Origin of the sequence: Microbacterium foliorum (assembly GCF_003367705.1) — a bacterium.
In the GTDB taxonomy this organism is placed as follows: domain Bacteria; phylum Actinomycetota; class Actinomycetes; order Actinomycetales; family Microbacteriaceae; genus Microbacterium; species Microbacterium foliorum.
This window is the reverse complement of sequence record NZ_CP031425.1, coordinates 2,053,193-2,071,661: the sequence shown is the minus strand read 5'-3', so window position 1 is coordinate 2,071,661 and position 18,469 is coordinate 2,053,193. Positions and strand designations below refer to the sequence as shown.

General features: G+C 68.1%; 19 protein-coding genes. 12 read left to right on the top strand and 7 right to left on the bottom strand.

The features are described from left to right. Positions 1-3: 3 nt before the first annotated feature. Genes DXT68_RS09730 through DXT68_RS09710 form a run of 5 tightly spaced genes read left to right on the top strand, consistent with a single transcriptional unit; the run spans position 4 to position 4,646 of the window. The gene (locus tag DXT68_RS09730; RefSeq protein WP_230111551.1) at positions 4-1,029 is read left to right on the top strand and encodes a PhoH family protein; all 1,026 of its coding nucleotides are present in this window, start codon (positions 4-6) and stop codon (positions 1,027-1,029) included. Between the two features lie 33 nt (positions 1,030-1,062). Further along, positions 1,063-1,521 (top strand): rRNA maturation RNase YbeY, encoded by a 459-nt coding sequence (gene ybeY, locus DXT68_RS09725; RefSeq protein WP_045254595.1) that lies wholly within the window; start codon positions 1,063-1,065, stop codon positions 1,519-1,521. Next, positions 1,518-2,813, top strand: coding sequence for a hemolysin family protein (locus DXT68_RS09720; RefSeq protein ID WP_045254594.1), 1,296 nt, complete (start codon positions 1,518-1,520; stop codon positions 2,811-2,813). Before ybeY ends, DXT68_RS09720 begins: the two co-directional genes overlap by 4 nt. Beyond that, positions 2,806-3,702: a GTPase Era gene (era, locus tag DXT68_RS09715; protein WP_045254676.1), complete on the top strand. Its 897-nt coding sequence runs from the start codon at positions 2,806-2,808 to the stop codon at positions 3,700-3,702. The genes DXT68_RS09720 and era overlap by 8 nt, the downstream gene beginning before the upstream one ends. Further along, on the top strand, positions 3,702-4,646 hold the full coding sequence (locus DXT68_RS09710; RefSeq protein ID WP_045254593.1) for an NADP-dependent oxidoreductase: 945 nt from the start codon (positions 3,702-3,704) through the stop codon (positions 4,644-4,646). The genes era and DXT68_RS09710 overlap by 1 nt, the downstream gene beginning before the upstream one ends. On the opposite strand, the gene DXT68_RS09705 is transcribed toward DXT68_RS09710, so the two are convergent. Next, positions 4,643-5,281, bottom strand: coding sequence for a hypothetical protein (locus DXT68_RS09705; protein ID WP_244268201.1), 639 nt, complete (start codon positions 5,279-5,281; stop codon positions 4,643-4,645). The genes DXT68_RS09710 and DXT68_RS09705 overlap by 4 nt on opposite strands. A 197-nt stretch (positions 5,282-5,478) precedes the next feature. Here DXT68_RS09705 and leuA point away from each other — a divergent pair, with 197 nt between their 5' ends. Beyond that, positions 5,479-7,233 carry a 2-isopropylmalate synthase gene (gene leuA / locus DXT68_RS09700; RefSeq protein ID WP_045254592.1) on the top strand — a complete coding sequence of 585 codons (1,755 nt, stop codon included), beginning with the start codon at positions 5,479-5,481 and terminating at the stop codon, positions 7,231-7,233. Positions 7,234-7,529: 296 nt separating this feature from the next. On the opposite strand, the gene DXT68_RS09695 is transcribed toward leuA, so the two are convergent. Next, the gene (locus tag DXT68_RS09695; protein ID WP_045254591.1) at positions 7,530-8,228 is read right to left on the bottom strand and encodes a trimeric intracellular cation channel family protein; all 699 of its coding nucleotides are present in this window, start codon (positions 8,226-8,228) and stop codon (positions 7,530-7,532) included. Positions 8,229-8,262: 34 nt separating this feature from the next. Between DXT68_RS09695 and recO the strand changes: the two genes are divergently transcribed. Next, positions 8,263-9,009, top strand: coding sequence for a DNA repair protein RecO (recO, locus tag DXT68_RS09690; RefSeq protein ID WP_045254590.1), 747 nt, complete (start codon positions 8,263-8,265; stop codon positions 9,007-9,009). Further along, positions 9,006-9,806 carry an isoprenyl transferase gene (locus DXT68_RS09685; protein WP_045254589.1) on the top strand — a complete coding sequence of 267 codons (801 nt, stop codon included), beginning with the start codon at positions 9,006-9,008 and terminating at the stop codon, positions 9,804-9,806. Before recO ends, DXT68_RS09685 begins: the two co-directional genes overlap by 4 nt. On the opposite strand, the gene DXT68_RS09680 is transcribed toward DXT68_RS09685, so the two are convergent. The 3 genes from DXT68_RS09680 to DXT68_RS09670 form a co-directional block, all read right to left on the bottom strand. Further along, positions 9,749-10,426 carry a P-loop NTPase family protein gene (locus DXT68_RS09680; RefSeq protein WP_082068962.1) on the bottom strand — a complete coding sequence of 226 codons (678 nt, stop codon included), beginning with the start codon at positions 10,424-10,426 and terminating at the stop codon, positions 9,749-9,751. The genes DXT68_RS09685 and DXT68_RS09680 overlap by 58 nt on opposite strands. A gap of 8 nt (positions 10,427-10,434) precedes the next feature. Next, positions 10,435-11,010, bottom strand: a complete 576-nt coding sequence (locus DXT68_RS09675; protein WP_045254588.1) for a P-loop NTPase family protein — start codon at positions 11,008-11,010, stop codon at positions 10,435-10,437. 363 nt (positions 11,011-11,373) lie between these two features. Next, positions 11,374-11,670: a GIY-YIG nuclease family protein gene (locus tag DXT68_RS09670; RefSeq protein WP_045254587.1), complete on the bottom strand. Its 297-nt coding sequence runs from the start codon at positions 11,668-11,670 to the stop codon at positions 11,374-11,376. A 289-nt stretch (positions 11,671-11,959) separates the two neighbouring features. Here DXT68_RS09670 and DXT68_RS09665 point away from each other — a divergent pair, with 289 nt between their 5' ends. Next, positions 11,960-12,646, top strand: coding sequence for a DsbA family oxidoreductase (locus DXT68_RS09665; RefSeq protein ID WP_045254586.1), 687 nt, complete (start codon positions 11,960-11,962; stop codon positions 12,644-12,646). A 3-nt stretch (positions 12,647-12,649) separates the two neighbouring features. Here the strand turns inward: DXT68_RS09665 and DXT68_RS09660 are convergent, their stop codons facing one another. Both DXT68_RS09660 and DXT68_RS09655 read right to left on the bottom strand, forming a co-directional pair. Next, positions 12,650-13,447: a phosphotransferase enzyme family protein gene (locus tag DXT68_RS09660; RefSeq protein ID WP_045254585.1), complete on the bottom strand. Its 798-nt coding sequence runs from the start codon at positions 13,445-13,447 to the stop codon at positions 12,650-12,652. Positions 13,448-13,485: 38 nt separating this feature from the next. Beyond that, complete coding sequence (locus tag DXT68_RS09655; protein ID WP_045254584.1) at positions 13,486-13,980, bottom strand: glutathione peroxidase; 495 nt, start codon at positions 13,978-13,980, stop codon at positions 13,486-13,488. Between the two features lie 59 nt (positions 13,981-14,039). Between DXT68_RS09655 and dusB the strand changes: the two genes are divergently transcribed. From dusB to dnaG, 3 genes are read left to right on the top strand one after another with little or no spacing between them, the layout of a single operon-like run. Continuing rightward, positions 14,040-15,194, top strand: a complete 1,155-nt coding sequence (gene dusB / locus DXT68_RS09650; protein WP_045254583.1) for a tRNA dihydrouridine synthase DusB — start codon at positions 14,040-14,042, stop codon at positions 15,192-15,194. Further along, positions 15,184-16,578, top strand: coding sequence for a deoxyguanosinetriphosphate triphosphohydrolase (locus tag DXT68_RS09645; RefSeq protein WP_045254582.1), 1,395 nt, complete (start codon positions 15,184-15,186; stop codon positions 16,576-16,578). The genes dusB and DXT68_RS09645 overlap by 11 nt, the downstream gene beginning before the upstream one ends. After that, positions 16,578-18,443 carry a DNA primase gene (gene dnaG, locus DXT68_RS09640; RefSeq protein ID WP_045254581.1) on the top strand — a complete coding sequence of 622 codons (1,866 nt, stop codon included), beginning with the start codon at positions 16,578-16,580 and terminating at the stop codon, positions 18,441-18,443. The genes DXT68_RS09645 and dnaG overlap by 1 nt, the downstream gene beginning before the upstream one ends. Positions 18,444-18,469: the final 26 nt, after the last annotated feature.

Here is an 18,469-nt window from a genome sequence, read left to right as displayed (position 1 = left end):
GCCATGGTGCGGCTGCTCGGTCCGCAGGACCGCCTGCTGCGGATGCTCGAGAAGGAGCATCCCGATGTGCAGGTTCTCGTGCGCGGCAATGAGATCACGCTCTCGGGCACGGCCGACGCCGTGGCGAAGGCGAAGAATCTCGTGGAGGAGCTTTTGACCATGACCAAGGCAGGCCATGACCTCGCGCCCAGCGACGTCTCGAGCTCGGCACGGATGCTGCGCGCCGAAGACGGTCCGCGACCGAGCGAGGTGCTCGGCGAGGCGATCCTCTCGACGAGGGGAAAGGTCATCCGCCCCAAGACCGTCGGACAGAAGGAATACGTCGACGCGATCGAGGAGAACACGATCGTGTTCGGCATCGGTCCGGCCGGTACGGGCAAGACCTACCTGGCGATGGCGAAGGCCGTGCAGGCGCTGCAGCGCAAGGAGGTCACCCGGATCATCCTGACGCGTCCCGCCGTCGAGGCGGGGGAGCGGCTCGGCTTCCTGCCCGGAACGCTGACCGACAAGATCGATCCGTACCTGCGTCCGCTCTACGATGCCCTGAACGAGATGATGGACCCCGAGATCGTCCCGCGCCTGATGGCGACCGGAACCATCGAGGTCGCACCGCTCGCCTACATGCGCGGGCGCACACTCAACGACTCCTTCGTGGTGCTCGACGAGGCGCAGAACACCACGCCTGAGCAGATGAAGATGTTCCTCACACGTCTGGGCTTCGGCTCGAAGATGGTCGTGACCGGTGACATCACCCAGGTCGACCTGCCCCAGGGATCGTCGGGACTCCGCCTCGTGACGCGCGTGCTCGACGGCATCGACGACATCCACTTCGCCCGCCTCACGAGCGACGACGTCGTGCGTCATTCGCTCGTGGGTCGGATCGTCGACGCGTACAGCGAGTACGACGAGCAGCGCACCGCCCAGCGCTTCGAGCGCGAGCAAGCCGCCGAGTTCGCCAACCGCGCCGAGCGCAGGGGCGCTCAGCGCCCCGGACCCCGAGACCGGAAGCCGAGACGAGGCCTCTCCTGATGAATCGAGCTTTCTGATGAATCGAGAACAGTCATGATCGAGATCAACAACGAGTCGGCCATCGACGTCGACGAGACCGTGCTGCAGCGGCTGACGGACTTCAACCTCGCCCAGCTGCACGTGAGCCCCGACGCCGAGGTGGCGATCGTCCTCGTCGATGAGGCCGCCATGGAGGCGCTCCACGTCCAGTGGATGGATGAGCCGGGCCCTACCGATGTGCTCAGCTTCCCGATGGACGAGCTGCGCCCCGGCACCGAGGATCGCCCGACGGCGCCCGGGCTGCTCGGCGACATCGTGCTGTGCCCCCAGGTCGCCGAGACGCAGGCGCAGGCCGCGGGCCATGCTCTGATGGACGAGCTGATCCTGCTGACCACGCACGGGCTGCTGCACCTGCTCGGATTCGATCATGCCGAACCCGATGACGAGCGCGAGATGTTCGGACTGCAGAAGGAGCTGATCCAGGGCTTCGCGGCGTCCGAACGTCGCCGATGACCGCCGCCTTCCTGCTCGCCGCGGCCGTCCTGCTGGTCGCGTTCGGCGGTCTGATGGCCGCGATCGACGCGGCGTTCGGCGTCACCTCCCGGTCGGACATCGAGGAGATGGGCGCTGAGGGACGCAACGCCCCTCAGCTCACGCGCATCGCGGCTGACCCCGACGCGCACGTCAACTCCGTCGCGTTCATCCGCGTGCTGACCGAGACGGCGGCCGCCGTGCTCGTCACGGTCGCCTTCAGCATCCTGTTCGACAACATCTGGTGGGCGATGCTCGCCGCGGCGGTGCTGATGACCGGCATCAGCTTCGTGCTGGTCGGGGCGAGCCCCCGATCGTTCGGTCGACACCACGCCGAGGGGATGCTGCGCGCCAACGCCCCGGTGGTCCGCGCTCTGCGCATCATTCTCGGCCCGCTCGCTCAGGGGCTCGTCGTCCTCGGCAACAGGGTCACCCCCGGACGTGGCCGCAGCTCGTTCACCTCGGAGGAGCAGCTGCTGAGCATGGTCGACGAGGCCGCGTCCAACGACCTGATCGAGGCCGACGACCGCGACCTCATCCACTCGGTGTTCGACTTCACCGACCAGTTCGTGCGCGCCGTGATGGTGCCCCGGACCGAGATGGTGACCGTCGACGCGACCGCCACGACCAGCGAGGCGATGACGCTGTTCCTGCAGCGCGGCGTCTCGCGCATGCCGGTCGTCGACGACGACGCCGATGACGTGGTGGGTGTGCTCTACCTCAAGGATCTGGTGCAGTTCGCCTTCCGCGACGAGAACGCATGGCGGGCGGCATCGATCCGGCCGATCTCCCGCCCGGCGACCTTCGTCCCCGAGTCGATGCGCGCCGAGACGCTGCTGCAGCAGATGAAGCGCGACGCGGTGCACGTGTGCCTCGTGATCGACGAGCACGGCGGAATCTCGGGTCTGGTCACCCTCGAGGACCTCATCGAGGAACTCGTCGGCGAGATCTCCGACGAGTACGATCAGGTGTCGGCCGAAGTCGTCGAGCTGGGCGACGGACGGTACCGGGTCAGCGCCCGGCTGTCGCTGGAGGATGTCGGAGACCTCTTCGGTCTCGAGCTCGAGGACGAGGATGTGGACTCGATCGGCGGCCTGCTCGGCAAGACGCTGGGCCAGGTTCCGCAACCGGGATCCACGGTGACCGTCGAAGGATTGACCCTCACGGGCGGCGCCTCGCGAGGGCGTGGCCGTGGCATCGCGACGGTGTTCGTGGAACGCTCGGCATACGATGCGGCAGATGCCGCAGAAGAGAGAGACGCACACGATGACTGAGCAGACGCGAAGCGGGTTCGTGACCTTCGTGGGGCGACCCAACGTGGGCAAGTCCACTCTCACGAACGCGCTGGTGGGCGAGAAGATCGCGATCACGAGCGAGAAGCCCCAGACGACCCGACGCGCGATCCGCGGGATCGTGAACCGCCCGGACGGGCAGCTCGTCATCGTCGACACCCCCGGCATCCACAAGCCGCGCACCCTTCTGGGCGAGCGTCTGAACGATCTCGTCGAGCAGGTGCTCGGCGACGTCGACGTGATCGGATTCTGCGTGCCCGCGACCGAGAAGGTCGGCCCCGGCGACCGCCGCATCGCGGCATCGCTCGACGGATACCGCCGCGCCAAGAAGATCGCGATCGTCACGAAGACCGATGCGGCAGGCCGCGATGACATCACCGAGCGTCTGCTGGAGGTCGATGCTCTCCGCGGGGACTGGGATGCAGTCATCCCGATCTCCGCTCTCACGAACGATCAGCTCGAGGTGCTCGCCGACGAGGTGCTCTCGCTGATGCCGGTCGGCCCCGCGCTCTACGAGGAGGGTGTCACGACCGACGAGTCGGAAGAGGATCGCATCGCCGAGATGATCCGCGAGGCGGCGCTCGACGGTGTACGCGACGAGCTGCCGCACTCCATCGCCGTCGTGATCGACGACATCGCCCCGCGCGAGGGCACGGATCTGACCGATGTGCACGCATCGATCGTCGTCGAGCGCGACAGTCAGAAGGCGATCATCATCGGCCACAAGGGCAAGAGGCTGGCCGACGTCGGCCGTCGTGCCCGCGCCGGCATCGAGGACCTCCTCGGCACCCGGGTGTTCCTGGGCCTGCACGTCAAGGTCGCCAAGGAATGGCAGCGCGACCCGAAGCAGCTCGGACGGCTGGGCTTCTGATGGCGATGCACTGGGTCGCCTCATCGTGGAGTGCGCCCGAGGAGTGGGACTTCGTCGAGTACGAGGTACCCCGACCCGGTGTCGGAGAGGTCACCATCGAGGTCCACGCCGCGGGTGTGAATCCCGCGGATGCCAAACACGTCGCCGGCCCTCGGCCGGGAGTCGAGCTGCCGGTGGCGATCGGCTACGAGGTGTCGGGCGTGATCAGCGCGATCGGTCCCGACACGACGATCGGATCCGGACCGGCCGAGATCGGCGACGAGGTGATCGCCTTCCGCGTGAGCGGCGGGTACGCCACGGCACTCACCATCCCCGCCGAGAAGGCGTTCGCGAAACCGACTCCCCTCAGCCACCCCGAGGCCGCGAACCTGCTGCTCGCGGGCACCACGGCGGCCGAGATGCTCGCGGTCACGGGAGCGGCCCCCGGCGAGACCGTGCTGCTGCACGGGGCATCGGGCGCCGTCGGCGTCAGCGTGCTGCAGCAGGCGGCGCTGCGGGGCATCCGGGTCATCGGCACGGCCGGCACGAGTCGATTCGATGTCGTGCGGCACTTCGGCGGCACGCCCGTCGCCTACGGACCGGGACTCGCGGATCGGGTGCGCGCTGCCTCCGAGGGTGCAGCTGTCGCCGCAGCCCTCGACGCGGTCGGCACCGCCGAGGCCGTCGACGTGTCCCTCGAACTCGTCGCCGACCGTGCGCGCATCGTCACGATCGCCGCCATGGGGAGGGCCGAGGCGGACGGCATCCTCGCGATCGCCGGGTCGATGCCTGCGAGTGCGCGGTTCCGCGACGACATCCGCGGCGAGCTGGTGAGGCTGGCGCAGAACGGTGAACTCGTCGTACCGCTCGCCCGCACCTTCCCTCTCGACGAGGCACCCGCGGCGCTCGCCCTGCTCACCGAGGGGCACCCCGGCGGCAAGCTCGCCCTGATCCCGGCGCGCTAGTCGATCTCGCGCAGCGCCGAGGTGACGAGCACGACGTCGTCGCCGTAGGCGTCGTCGACGGCATCCTGCAGGGATCCGTCGTCCCAGACGACCTGGACCCAGACGTACCCCCGCTCCGTCCAGACGCTGAGTGCGTCGGTCCCGAGCGTGGTCGAGAGCTCGTCCTGCACCCGGGCGAGGTCGGCAGCGGACGTCGTCCCCTCGACGCCGTTGGCCGGATCGACAGGGGCCACCGAGTCGTAGAGCGCCAGCATGATGGGCGGGTCGGTGATCGTGTAGCGATGACCGTCATACGTGCCGTAGGCCGCGTACATGCCCCAGGTGGCGTCACCACTGGTGTCGTTGCCGTCGATTCCGTCCCACGTCCACCCGTCCACCGGAACGCCCGAGCATTGCGGCGGGTACGACTCGGCGACCGCGCCGAGGCACAGTTCCACGTCTCCCGCGGCGTCGAGCACCATGCCGGTGCCGATCACACGTCCCTCCGGGGGTGTCACATCGCCTGCGACCCAGGCGGGCGGTCCGGAGCTGGTCGGAGCCGGAGACGACCCGGGCGCGGCGGAACAGGCGGCGAGGCCGATGATGCCCGAGAGGACTGCTGCGGCGAGAAGCATGCGTCTGCGCGATGTGCTCATACCTGTCAGTGTCGTCGCCGGCCGCATCGTCTCGCGGGCGCTCCGGAGAATCACGGCGATCCTGCTAGCATGGCCGCATGCCTTTCGGCGGTCTGCTTCTTCTTAGCTGCCGCGACGAGTCCTGAAGCTAGGGCCTTCCTCGTCGCGGCGCTTGTGTTGGCCCGTTCACATACCCGACGAAGAGAAGAAGCCCCATCATGCAGAACACTCAGCGCCCGTCCGCGATGCCGATCCACAAGTACCGGCCGTACAACGAGCAGATCACCGTCGACCTGGCGGACCGCACCTGGCCCGACGCCCGTATCACTGAGGCCCCGCGCTGGTGCGCCGTCGATCTCCGCGACGGCAACCAGGCCCTCATCGACCCGATGTCGCCCGAGCGCAAGCGCGTCATGTTCGAGCTGCTCGTCAGCATGGGCTACAAGGAGATCGAGGTCGGCTTCCCCTCGGCGAGCCAGACCGACTTCGACTTCGTGCGTCAGCTCATCGAAGAGAACCTGATCCCCGACGACGTCACGATCCAGGTGCTGACCCAGGCCCGCGAGCACCTGATCGCCCGCACCTACGAGTCGATCGCCGGCGCGAAGCAGGCGATCGTGCACCTGTACAACTCCACGAGCGTGCTGCAGCGCGAGGTCGTGTTCCGCACCGACAAGCAGGGCATCATCGACATCGCCCTCGAAGGTGCACGCCTGTGCCGCGAGTTCGAGAAGACCATCCCCGACACGAAGGTGTACTACGAGTATTCGCCCGAGAGCTACACGGGCACCGAGCTCGAGTTCGCCGTCGACATCTGCAACCAGGTGATCGAGGTCTTCGAGCCGACTCCCGACCGCAAGGTCATCATCAACCTCCCCGCCACGGTCGAGATGGCGTCTCCCAACGTCTACGCCGACTCGATCGAGTGGATGAGCCGTCACCTCGCGCACCGTGAGAACGTCATCCTCTCGCTGCACCCGCACAACGACCGCGGCACCGCGATCGCGGCCGCGGAGCTCGGCTACATGGCGGGCGCCGACCGCATCGAGGGATGCCTGTTCGGAAACGGGGAGCGCACCGGCAACGTCGACATCGTCGCATTGGGCATCAACCTGTTCACGCAGGGCATCGACCCGCAGATCGACTTCAGCGACATCGACCAGGTCAAGCGCACGGTCGAGTACTGCAACCAGCTGCCCGTGCCGGAGCGCAGCCCCTGGGCCGGTGACCTCGTCTTCACCGCTTTCAGCGGATCGCACCAGGACGCGATCAAGAAGGGCTTCGAGGCCATGGCGGCGCGCGCCGACGCCGAGGGCGTGACGGTCGACGACATCGAGTGGGCAGTGCCCTACCTGCCGGTCGACCCGAAGGATCTCGGACGTTCGTACGAGGCCGTCATCCGCGTCAACTCCCAGTCCGGCAAGGGCGGGGTCGCCTACCTGCTGAAGGCCGACCACGCGATCGACCTGCCCCGCAAGCTGCAGATCGAGTTCTCGGGCGTGGTCCAGACGAAGACCGACGCCGAGGGTGGCGAGGTGACGAGCGAGCAGATCTGGTCGATCTTCAACGACGAGTACCTGCCTGCCGCCGACGAGTCCGCCAAATGGGGACGCTTCGAGCTGCTCGCGACGCAGACGCGCAGCGACATGTCGGGCGACGTCGTGCTCGATGTGACGCTGCGCGATGACGACCAGCAGGTCGCCGTCGCCGGCAACGGCAACGGACCCATCGCGGCGTTCATCGAGGTGCTTCGCGGCCAGGGCTTCGACATCACGCTCTACGACTACGTCGAGCACGCTCTCAGCGCCGGTGGCGACGCACAGGCCGCGGCCTACGTCGAGCTGCAGGTCGGCGACCAGCGTCTGTGGGGCGTCGGCATCGACGGCGACATCTCGACCGCGTCGCTGAAGGCGATCGTGTCGGGCGTGAACCGTTCGATCCGCACGCGTCAGCAGGAGCTCGCGGCCGTCTGACCGGTGCGCCCTTCGTCTCGCTCCGCTCGCTCAGGGTGCGGCATTGTGCCCCGCTCCCTGAGCGAGGAGCGGAGCGACGAGACGAAGGGCGCTGCGCGGTCCCGCTCCCTGAGCGAGCGGAGCGCGGTCCCGCTCCCTGAGCGAGGAGCGACGAGACGAAGGGCGTTGTGCGGTCCCGCTCCCTGAGCGAGGAGCGGAGCGACGAGACGAAGGGCGCTGCGCGGTCCCGCTCCCTGAGCGAGCGGAGCGCGGTCCCGCTCCCTGAGCGAGGAGCGGAGCGACGAGACGAAGGGCGCCTACAGGTCGATGCTGGGCTTGATGATCGGGATCACGCCGGTCTCGGCCGCGACCTTGCGGCGGTAGATGCGGCGCTGCTCGGGGAGTGAGACGTCGAAGCTCACGGCCAGGATGCGGATCACCGCGGTCACGACGATCCCCAGGATCGCCGCGAGTGGAATCGGCACCCCGAAGGCGTTCGAGACGACGATGAACGTGCAGCCGGCGCCGGCGGCCACGGCGTAGAGCGAGCCGACGTGCATGATCGCCGTCGGGAGGCCCATGAGCATGTCGCGCAGCACGCTGCCGCCGACCGCCGCGCACACCCCGATGAACACGGCGGGCACGGGCGGGATGCCGAAGGCGATGGCCTTGCTCGTGCCGAACGCCCCGAACATGCCGATGACGACGGCATCGAGCACGACGATCACCCGGTTGAGGCGCGTGAAGAGCCCTGCCAGCAGCATCCCCAGCAGTGCGGCGCCCGTGGCGGTGATCAGATACCAGTTGTTCTGCAGCGTCGCAGGAGTCTGCCCGAGCAGGATGTCGCGGATGAGTCCGCCGCCCATGCCGATCATGATCCCGATGATGGCGACGCCCAGCCAGTCGAGGCGCCGCTGGCCCTGGAATCCCGAGGCGAAGAGCGCGCCCTGTACACCTCCGAGTCCGACGCCGAGCAGGTCCGCCCAGAGCGGAATGATGAAGAGCGGTTCGGTCACCCCTCCATTCTCCCGCACGGAGGATAATCGAAAGGTGCCCACCTACCGAGACGAAGCGGTGATCCTGCGCACCCACAAACTGGGTGAGGCCGATCGCATCGTCACGATGCTCTCGCGGCGGCACGGCAAGATCCGGGCCGTGGCCAAGGGGGTGCGTCGTACCTCGTCGAAGTTCGGCTCGCGTCTCGAGCCGTTCATGGTCGCCGACGTGCAGCTCTATCAGGGGCGCACGCTCGACATCGTGCAGCAGGCCGAGTCTCTCGGGTCGTACGGATCGGACATCGCGGCCCACTACGACCGGTTCACGTCGGCGAACGCGATGGTCGAGACCGCCGATCGACTGAGCGACTCCGAGGCCACCCCCGAGCAGTACCTGCTGCTGGTGGGCGGCTTGCGGGCGCTGTCGCGCGGAGAGCATTCGCCGCGCAGCATCCTGGATTCCTACCTGCTGCGGGTCATGGCGCTGTCGGGCTGGGCGCCGTCGCTCGGCGACTGCGCGCGGTGCGCGGCGCCCGGTCCGCACCAGCACTTCGTCGGTCAGCTGGGCGGAGCGGTATGCCCGAACTGCGCACCGGCGGGCAGCCCGAAGGTGGCCGAGCGGACGCTGTCACTGCTGCGCTCCCTGATGGCCGGGGAGTGGGACGTGATCGATGCCGCGCCGCACGTCGACAACGCGGCCGCATCCGGTCTCGTCGCCGCCTACGCCCAGTGGCATCTGGAGCGCGGCATCCGCTCGCTCGCGCACCTCGTCGCCGACCACCCCCGAGAAGGAGCACGGTGAGTCCCAAACCGTACACGCACAAGGATGCCGTGGCATACCGCCCGCTGGACTGGACAGGCGTGCAGCCGCCCGCCTTCCGTGCGGTCCCCGAGCATGTGGCGATCGTCATGGACGGGAACGGACGCTGGGCGAATCGCCGCGGACTCAGCCGTGTCGAAGGGCACAAGGCGGGAGAGGAGGTGCTGCTCGACGTCGTCGCCGGCGCCATCCAAGCCGGTGTGAAGCACCTCTCGGTGTACGCGTTCTCGACCGAGAACTGGGCGCGCTCTCCCGAGGAGGTGCGCTTCCTCATGGGGTACAACCGCGACGTGCTCCATCGCCGTCGCGACCAGCTCAACGAGTGGGGCGTGCGCGTGCGTTGGGCCGGCCGCAAGCCGCGGCTGTGGGGCAGCGTCATCAAGGAGCTGCAGTACGCCGAGCAGCTCACCCGTGACAATGACGTGCTCACGCTCACGATGTGCGTGAACTACGGGGGACGTGTCGAGCTCGTCGACGCGATGCGGTCGATCGCCGCGGATGTCGCTGCCGGTCGGGTCAAGCCGAACGCGATCAGCGAGAAGATGATCCGTCGCAACCTCTATGTTCCGGACATGCCCGACGTCGATCTCTTCCTGCGGAGTTCGGGGGAGCAGCGCACCTCGAACTTCCTGCTGTGGCAGGCCGCCTACGCCGAGATGGTGTTCCTCGACACGCTCTGGCCGGACTTCTCGCGCGAGGAGCTGTGGCGTGCGATCGAGATCTACCTGTCGCGCGACCGGCGCTTCGGCGGGGCGATCGACACTCCCTCCGCATCCTGAGCTCGCTTCGTCTCGGCGCTGCGCTCCTCGCTCAGGGGCCGCGCCGCGAGACGAAGGGCAGCCTGAGCGCGCAGCCACCGCTCGGTCTCGCGGGGGTGCCTCAGCCTCACGATCGTGAGGTGAGGGAAGCGCTCCCGTTTCAGCGGCATCTGGGTCGCCCAGAACCGGCGGGTCTTGGTCTGCCAGGCCAGGATGCTCCGTGCAGGGTCACGGGTCGAGAGCACCTGCCAGACAGGCTTCTCGACGTTGCCGTTGTAAATCTCGGTGCGCAGCAGGCTTCGGCTCAGCGTGCGACGCAGCAAGCGCGCGCGAACGATCGGCCAGGGGTAGTCGAGCCAGACCACCAGTTGCGCGCGCGGCGTGAGGATCTCGTCGGTGCCCTTGCTCGTGTACTGCCATTCGGTGACCCAGCGGTCTTCTGCGGCGAAGGCCCGCACATCGTCGATGAACGTCGGACGCGGCGTCCAGTTCTCCCCGTGATACAGGGCGTCCATCTCATGGAGATCGATGCTCCAGAGCGTCGAGAGTCGGGCCGCGAGCGTGGTCTTTCCCGACCCCGTGACACCGGCGATCAGCACTCGATCGGGGCGGAGCGGAAGCGGGTCGTCGGCGGACAGCATCCGAGACCTCATGATGCCGGCGCCCGCTCGACATGGCTCAGCCAGGCCTCGAGAGCGCGAGGATGATCGAGGCGAACCACATCCAGATGCGGATGCGTCGCTTCGATGCGAGGCATGCGCTCTGACCATTTGGTGCGCGTGTTCTTCTGCCACCGCAGGATGTCGTTCTCGCCGGTCCATCCATCGCGTTCCCACAGCGCCGGTTCGACGTTGCCGTTCCAGAGCGGCGTGCGGAGCAGCCGCCGCCTCAGCGTGCGGGCCAGCAGGCGTCTCCGCGCGATGCGGTACGGATAGTCGAGCCAGATCACGATCTGTGCCCGCGGGGCGAGGATCTCGTCGGTGCCCTTGCTCGTGTACTGCCATTCGGTGACCCAGCGGTCTTCTGCGGCGAAGGCGCGCACATCGTCGATGAACGTCGGACGCGGCGTCCAGTTCTCCCCGTGGAACAGAGCGTCGATCTCGACGTGGCGCAGATCCCACAACCGGGCCACGCGTCGAGCGAGCGTCGTCTTTCCCGACCCGGTGACACCGGCGATCAGCACGCGCTCGGGGCGGAGCGGAAGCGGGTCGTCAGCGGACAGCATCCGAGAATCCTATCCGCGGCCTGTGCCCTTCGTCTCGCTGCGCTCGCTCAGGGTGCGGGGGAGGTCGTCCCCTGAGCGAGGAGCCCAGCGACGAGACGAAGGGCGTCAATCTGCGCCCTTCGTCTCGCTCCGCTCGCTCAGGGTGCGGGGGAGGTGCGCTCACTCAGGGGGCGGGGGAGGTCGTCCCCTGAGCGAAGAGCGCAGCGATGAGACGAAGGGCGTCATGTCCGCGCCCTTCGTCTCGCTGCGCTCGCTCAGGGTGCGGGGGAGGTGCGCTCGCTCAGGGTGCGGGGGAGGTGCGCTCGCTCAGGGTGCGGGGAGGTCGTCCCCTGAGCGAGGAGCGCAGCGACGAGACGAAGGGCGTCAATCTGCGCTCGCCCCGTCGCGGTGGCGTCGGCTCCACCCTGAAAGCTCGTCGTAGCGCCCCTCGATGAGGAGGCGCTTCTTGGCTCGTGTCCACCCGTGTATTCGCCGCTCCCACCCATAGGCATCGTCGATACGCGCGAACTCCGAACTCCACACGAGCTCGACAGGGCGACGGCGGCGCGTGTAGTCGCACCCCTCGCCGAACTGATGCTCTGCGAGACGCCGTTCGAGGTCGAGCGTGCTCCCGGTGTAGAAGCTCCCATCGCGGCACTGGAGGATGTAGACGAACGGCATTCGAGGACGTTAGCGAGTTTCCGGCATCGGGGGGAGTCCTCTCCACAGGCTCGACAGGGCGTGTGATGCGCCCTTCCTCTCGCTTCGCTCGCTCAGGGGGCGGGGTGCGCTCAGGGGGCGGGGCGGGGCGCCCTTCGTCTCGCTTCGCTCGCTCAGGGGGCGGGGTGCGCTCAGGGGGCGGGGCGGGGCGCCCTTCGTCTCGCTTCGCTCGCTCAGGGGGCGGGGTGCGCTCAGGCGGCGCGGCGGGCGTGACGGAATAGTGGAGACGAGGATGCGGTTGGATGTGAGTGTGACTGAAGCCATCTCGATCGACATCTGGTCCGACATCGCCTGCCCCTGGTGCTACATCGGCAAGCGCAACCTCGAGAAGGGACTGGAAGCCGTCGCCGGAGATGACGACGCTCCGCAGGTGAACATCACCTTCCACTCGTTCGAGCTCTCGCCCGACACCCCCGTCGACTTCGACGGCGACGAGGTCGACTTCCTCGCAGGTCACAAGGGCATGCCGCGCGATCAGGTCCAGCAGATGCTCGCGAACGTGACAGGAGTCGCTGAGAAGGCGGGTCTGCAGTACCGGTTCGATCTGCTCCAGCACACCAACACCGTCAAGGCGCACGAACTGCTGCACTTCGCCAAGGCCGAGGGCGTTCAGCACGAGATGGAGGAGCGCCTGATGTCGGCCTACTTCACCGAGGGCAAGCATGTCGGCCGTATCGACGACCTGGTCGAGCTCGCCGTCGAGGTCGGGCTCAACCCCGACGACACCCGTGAGGCCCTTGTGTCGGGCCGTCACCTCTCGGATGTCCGCCAGGACCAGGCGCAGGCACAGGCCTATGGAATCCAGGGCGTCCCGTTCTTCGTGATCGACGGCCAGTACGGCATCAGCGGAGCCCAGCCGCCGGCCGCTTTCGAGAACGTGCTGCGTGACCTCTGGGCCAAGCGCGGCGAGACCGAGCCGGAGGCCACGGCCGTCTAACGGTCAGGCCTCGTCTAACGGTCGGGCCCCGTCGCAGGTCGAGGTGGCCCGAGGCGCGGTCAGTGCGTCGAGCCAGGTCTGCTGGTTCGTGCCGACGTAGTCGACGACCGCAGCCCAGTGGGAGCCGTGGCCATCCGCGAACATGGATGACCACGGCTCGCGGCCGTGCGAATGCGCGGTGGTCAGCAGCTCGAGCATCGCCGCGGCGCGTCGGTGCATCATCAGGGGCAGTCGTGTCCTGAACTCGGCAGAGGCGCCGTAGCCGTCGACGAATGCGCGGAGGCCGTCAGCGGCATCCTCCGGCGCGGCTTCGAGGACCGAGAGCGTGAAGGTCTGAGCCGCGTAGGCGAGGTCCCACAGCCGTGTGCTCGGTGCCGCGGCATCCCAATCGATGAAGACCCATCGGTCTCCGATGACGAGATTCCACGGCGCGAGATCGTTGTGGCACACGATCTGAGAGTCCGGAGCAGTGATGGCGCTATCCCAGCGCGCGCCAGAGGGAGGGGTGAAGGTCTCGCTCGCGTCGTGTATGGCCCGAACCATCGCGCCGACGCGATGCAACCCGTCCGCGCTCAGCGGACCGGTGTCGATCGCGAGCGACCCGCGGACGAACTCGATGCGCTGGCGTCCGCGCTCGTCTCTCCCGAGAGGGGCCGGAACCTCGACACCTCGTTGGCGCAGATGCGACATGAAGGCATGGACGCTCGGCGTGGAAGAGGTCCACTGCTTGCGGACGGTGTCGCCGACGCGCGTGACGATGCCGCTCGCATTGCCGCCGGGCAGTGTGTGCTCGTCATCCATGCGCAGACTCCATCCAGCCGCAAGCAGCGCCCGGAGGTCTAGCGGGTCAGCGCGGCTTCGATCGCGCCGACGATCTCGGGGTCGTTCGGCTTCTGCTTCGGGCGGAACCGCACCACCTCTCCGTCGGGGAGCACGAGGAACTTCTCGAAGTTCCACTCGACGCGGCCGGCCTTGCCACCGGCATCCGGCGTCTCTTTGAGCGTCTTGTAGAGCTCGGTGGCGTTCTTGCCGTTGACCTTCACCTTGTCGTTGATCGGGAACGTCACGCCGTAGGTGGTGGAGCAGAACTCGAGAATGCTGTCGACCGACCCCGGCTCCTGCCCGAAGAACTGGTTGCACGGGAACCCCACGACGCTGAAGCCGCGATCGCCGTACAGGCGCTGCAGTTCCTCGAGCTGCTCGTACTGCGGGGTCAGGCCGCATTTCGACGCCACGTTGACCACGAGAACCACGTCGGCACCGAGGTCGTCGAGGGTCTTCTCGTTGCCGTCGGCGTCGGTGAAGGGGATGGAGCGGACTGCGGGATCGGTCATATGCACAGCTTAGATCGATGCGCCGAGACCGGCTCCATGTCTGGGAGAATGGAGGGGATATGACTCTCGCCACCGCCTCCGCTCGCACCCTTCGCATCGGTCCGATCGCTCTCGACGTGCCGGTCGTCCTCGCACCCATGGCGGGCATCACCAACACGGCGTTCCGTCGCCTCTGCCGCGAGTACGGCGCGGGCCTCTACGTGAGCGAGATGATCACGTCCCGTGCGCTGGTCGAGCGCAACGAGACGACCATGCGCCTCATCCGCCACCACGAGTCCGAGACCCCGCGCTCCATCCAGCTCTACGGCGTCGATCCGCACACGATCTCCGAGGCCGTGCGCATCATCGTCGCCGAGGATCACGCCGACCACATCGACCTGAACTTCGGCTGCCCTGTGCCCAAGGTCACACGCAAGGGCGGCGGGGCCGCGCTGCCCTGGAAGAGTTCGCTCTTCTCGCAGATCGTCACACAGGCCGTGAAGGCCGCGGGCGACGTGCCGTTGACCATCAAGATGCGCAAGGGCATCGATCCCGACCACCTGACCTTCCTCGACGCCGGCCGGGCGGCGGAGGATGCGGGGGTCTCGGCGATCGCTCTGCACGCCCGCACCGCGAGCGAGTTCTACTCCGGCTTCGCCGATTGGAACGCGATCGGCGAGCTCAAGCAGGCCGTGACCAGCGTCCCTGTTCTCGGCAACGGCGACATCTGGTCTGCCGCTGACGCGGTGCGCATGATGGAGCAGACGGACTGCGACGGCGTGGTCGTCGGACGCGGCTGCCTGGGTCGTCCCTGGCTGTTCGGCGAACTCGCCGAGGCCTTCGGAGCAGAGTCCCACCCCGTCGATGCGACTCTCGGATTCGTGGCGGACGCCTTCCGTCGCCACGCCGAGCTGCTCGTCGAGTTCTTCGAAGACGAGGACCGCGGATGCCGTGATGTCCGCAAGCACGTCGCCTGGTACTTCAAGGGGTACCCGGTCGGCGGCGACATCCGCACCGGCCTCGCGACGGCGTCGAGCCTCGCCGAGATCGACGACCTGCTCGGGCAGCTCGACCACAGCGCTCCCTACCCCGGTGCGGATGCCGAGGGGCAGCGCGGTCGTTCGGGTCGCCCGAAGCGGCCTGCGCTGCCGGACAAGTGGCTGGAGTCGCGGGAGCTCGCGGCGTCGGCATCCGAGATGATGCGAGGGGCGGAGATCGAGAACAGTGGCGGCTGATCCTCAGGCACACACAGCAGGCGGTCGATCGGACGGCTACGACCCCCGTGACGCCGAGCGCTTCTTCGCCGAGACCCATCGCTCTGCGCGCGGCGACTTCGCTCGCGACCGGGCGAGGGTTCTGCACTCCGCGGCGCTGCGCCGTCTCGCCGCGAAGACGCAGGTGCTGAGCCCGGCCAGCACGGCGGACTTCGCTCGCAACCGCCTGACGCACTCGCTCGAGGTCGCGCAGGTCGGCCGTGAACTCGCGACGGAGCTCGGCATCTCGGCCGATGTGGTCGACACGGCGTGCCTCAGCCACGATCTCGGGCATCCTCCGTTCGGACACAACGGCGAGCGGGCGCTCAACGAGTGGGCCGAGCCGATCGGCGGTTTCGAGGGCAATGCGCAGTCCCTCCGCATCCTCACCCGGCTCGAGGCCAAGGCCATCGACGACGACGGGCAGTCCGTCGGGCTCAACCTCACCAGGGCGAGTCTCGATGCGACGTGCAAGTACCCGTGGACTGTCGACCACCCCGTCCCCGATCCCGGCGGTCGCCTCAAGTTCGGTGTGTACCCCGACGACGAGGCGGTATTCCGGTGGATGCGCGAGGGCGCTCCGGGACGGCTGCGCTGCATCGAGGCCGAGGTGATGGATCTCTCGGACGACATCGGATACTCGGTCCACGACTTCGAAGACGCGATCCTCAACGGCTACGTCGATGTCGCCCAGCTCTCGGATCCGCGTGAGCACGACGCGCTGATCGACCGCATCCAGCAGTGGGTGGGGTATGACTTCACCCGCGACGAGCTCGCCGACGCGCTGTACCGACTCGCGTCGCAGCCGATGTGGCTGGGGTCGTTCGATCGGTCCCGTCGCGATCTCGCCCGACTCAAGAACCTCACGAGCGACTTCATCGGCAGGTTCGCCCGCGCGGCGGTGTCGGCCACACGGGAGGCCTACGCGGGACCCGCTCTCGTTCGGTACAACGCGCACGTCGTCGTGCCGAGGGTGATCGACGCCGAGATCGCCGTGCTCAAGGGAATCATGGGGCAGGCGATCGTCACGATCGATGCCCGCAAGGGCGTCTACAAGGAGCAGCGTCGCGTGCTCAAGCGGCTCGCCGATGCGCTCTGGTCGACGGATGCCCTGTGGTCTGCGGGAGCGGATGTGCTCGAGCCGGCCTTCTCGGCCGACTTCATGGCGGCGACGACGGATGCGGAGCGCGCCCGCGTGATCGTCGATCAGATCGCGAGTCTCACCGACCAGAGCGCGATCGACTGGCACAACAGGCTCGTCGGCGAGATCGATCCGGCCGAGGTCGGCATCTGGACGCCGCGGCACGCCCGACCGGGGGCGACCTCGCACGCACCCCGTCGGGTCGTCGTCGAAGAGGTGGGCTGATGCCCCTCATCCGCCAGGCCGACGTCGACGAGGTCAAGGCGCGCACGAACATCGCCGACATCGTCGGAGAGCGTGTCGCGCTCAAGTCGGCGGGAGTGGGGTCACTCAAGGGACTCTGCCCGTTCCACGACGAGAAGAGCCCGAGTTTCCACGTGCGGCCCCAGGTGGGCTACTACCACTGCTTCGGATGCGGCGCATCGGGTGACGTCTACTCGTTCCTCCGCGAGATGGACCACGTCAGCTTCACCGAAGCCGTCGAGCGCCTCGCCGGACGCGTCGGCCTCGCACTGCACTACGAAGACGGCGGATCTGCACCGGAGACGAGCGGACGCAGCCGCCTGTACGCCGCCAACACGGCCGCGGCGGAGTACTTCCGCGGGCAGCTGCTCACCGCGGATGCCGAGGAGGGACGTCGCTTCCTGGGTGAGCGTGGCTTCGACGCCGGAGCGGCCGCGCATTTCGGCGTCGGCTTCGCCCCACGCGGCTGGGACAAGATGCTCAAGGCGCTGACGGCGCAGGGTTTCACCCGCGAGGAGCTGAGCACGGCCGGCCTCGTCTCCACGGGTCAGCGCGGAGTGTACGACCGGTTCCGCGGCCGCCTGGTGTGGCCCATCCGCGACGTGTCAGGGCAGACGATCGGATTCGGCGCTCGCAAGCTGTTCGACGACGACCAGGGGCCGAAGTACCTGAACACCCCCGAGACCCCGATCTACAAGAAGGCGCAGGTGCTGTACGGTCTCGATCTCGCCAAGCGCGACATCGCCCGTGGCGACCCACGTCGGGTCGTGGTGGTCGAGGGCTACACCGATGTGATGGCGTGCCATCTGGCGGGTCTCACCACCGCGATCGCCACCTGTGGAACGGCCTTCGGCACCGATCACATCAAGGTACTGCGGCGGGTCATGGGCGACGACAACGCCTCGGGCGAGGTGGTCTTCACGTTCGACGGTGACGAGGCCGGCCAGAAGGCGGCCCTGAGGGCGTTCACCGAAGACGATCGCTTCAACGCGCAGACGTTCGTGGCCGTCGCACCGGACGGTCTCGATCCCTGCGATCTGCGACTGCAGCGCGGCGATGCCGCCGTGCGCTCTCTCATGGAGACCAAGCAGCCGATGTTCGAGTTCGCCATCGACCGCAAGCTGAGCGGCTTCGATCTCGCCACCGTCGAGGGGCGGGTCGGTGCCCTGCGCGCCGCGGCGCCGATCGTCGCCGAGATCCGCGACCGCCTGCTGCGCCCCGGCTACGAGCGCGTCCTCGCCCGCCGCCTTGGCATGGATCCGACCGAGGTGCACAGCGAGGTCGAGCGGGCGGCTCGCGGGGGAGCGCAGACGTCGCGCCACGAGACCGTCACCCGGCACGACACCGCATCCGAGTCCGGGGCGAGCTCTGCGCTCGCACCGGTGACGCTCGCGAACCTGCCCCGCACCGCCGACGTCGCCGTCGAGCGCGACGCATTGATGGGGGCGTTGCAGTACGGGCACCAGGTCGATCAGGCGTTGCTCGCACGCGCGCTCGGTGCTCCGTTCCGCACGCCGGGTCTCGATGCCGTGCGAGAGGCTGTCGCCGCCGCCCCCGATCGCACCCGATCGGGCTGGGTGACGGATGCCGTGAACTCGGTGCGCGAGCCGTACCGCTCACTCGCGGGGGAGCTGCTGATGACGCCGTTCCCCGCGCGCAACGAAGAGGGTGCTGTCGCGTCGACGACCGACCTCGCCCGTCGTCTGATCATGCGGAGCCTTCAGCAGGAGAAGGAGGAGCTGCTCGGTGCCGTGCAGCGGGTGCCGGCAGACTCCGACGGAGGACGTGCGCTGCGGATGCGTCTGCGGGACATCGACGTCGAGCGTCAGCGGTTCACCGAGTCGTAACGGCCCCGGTCCTGTGCGGCAGTGCA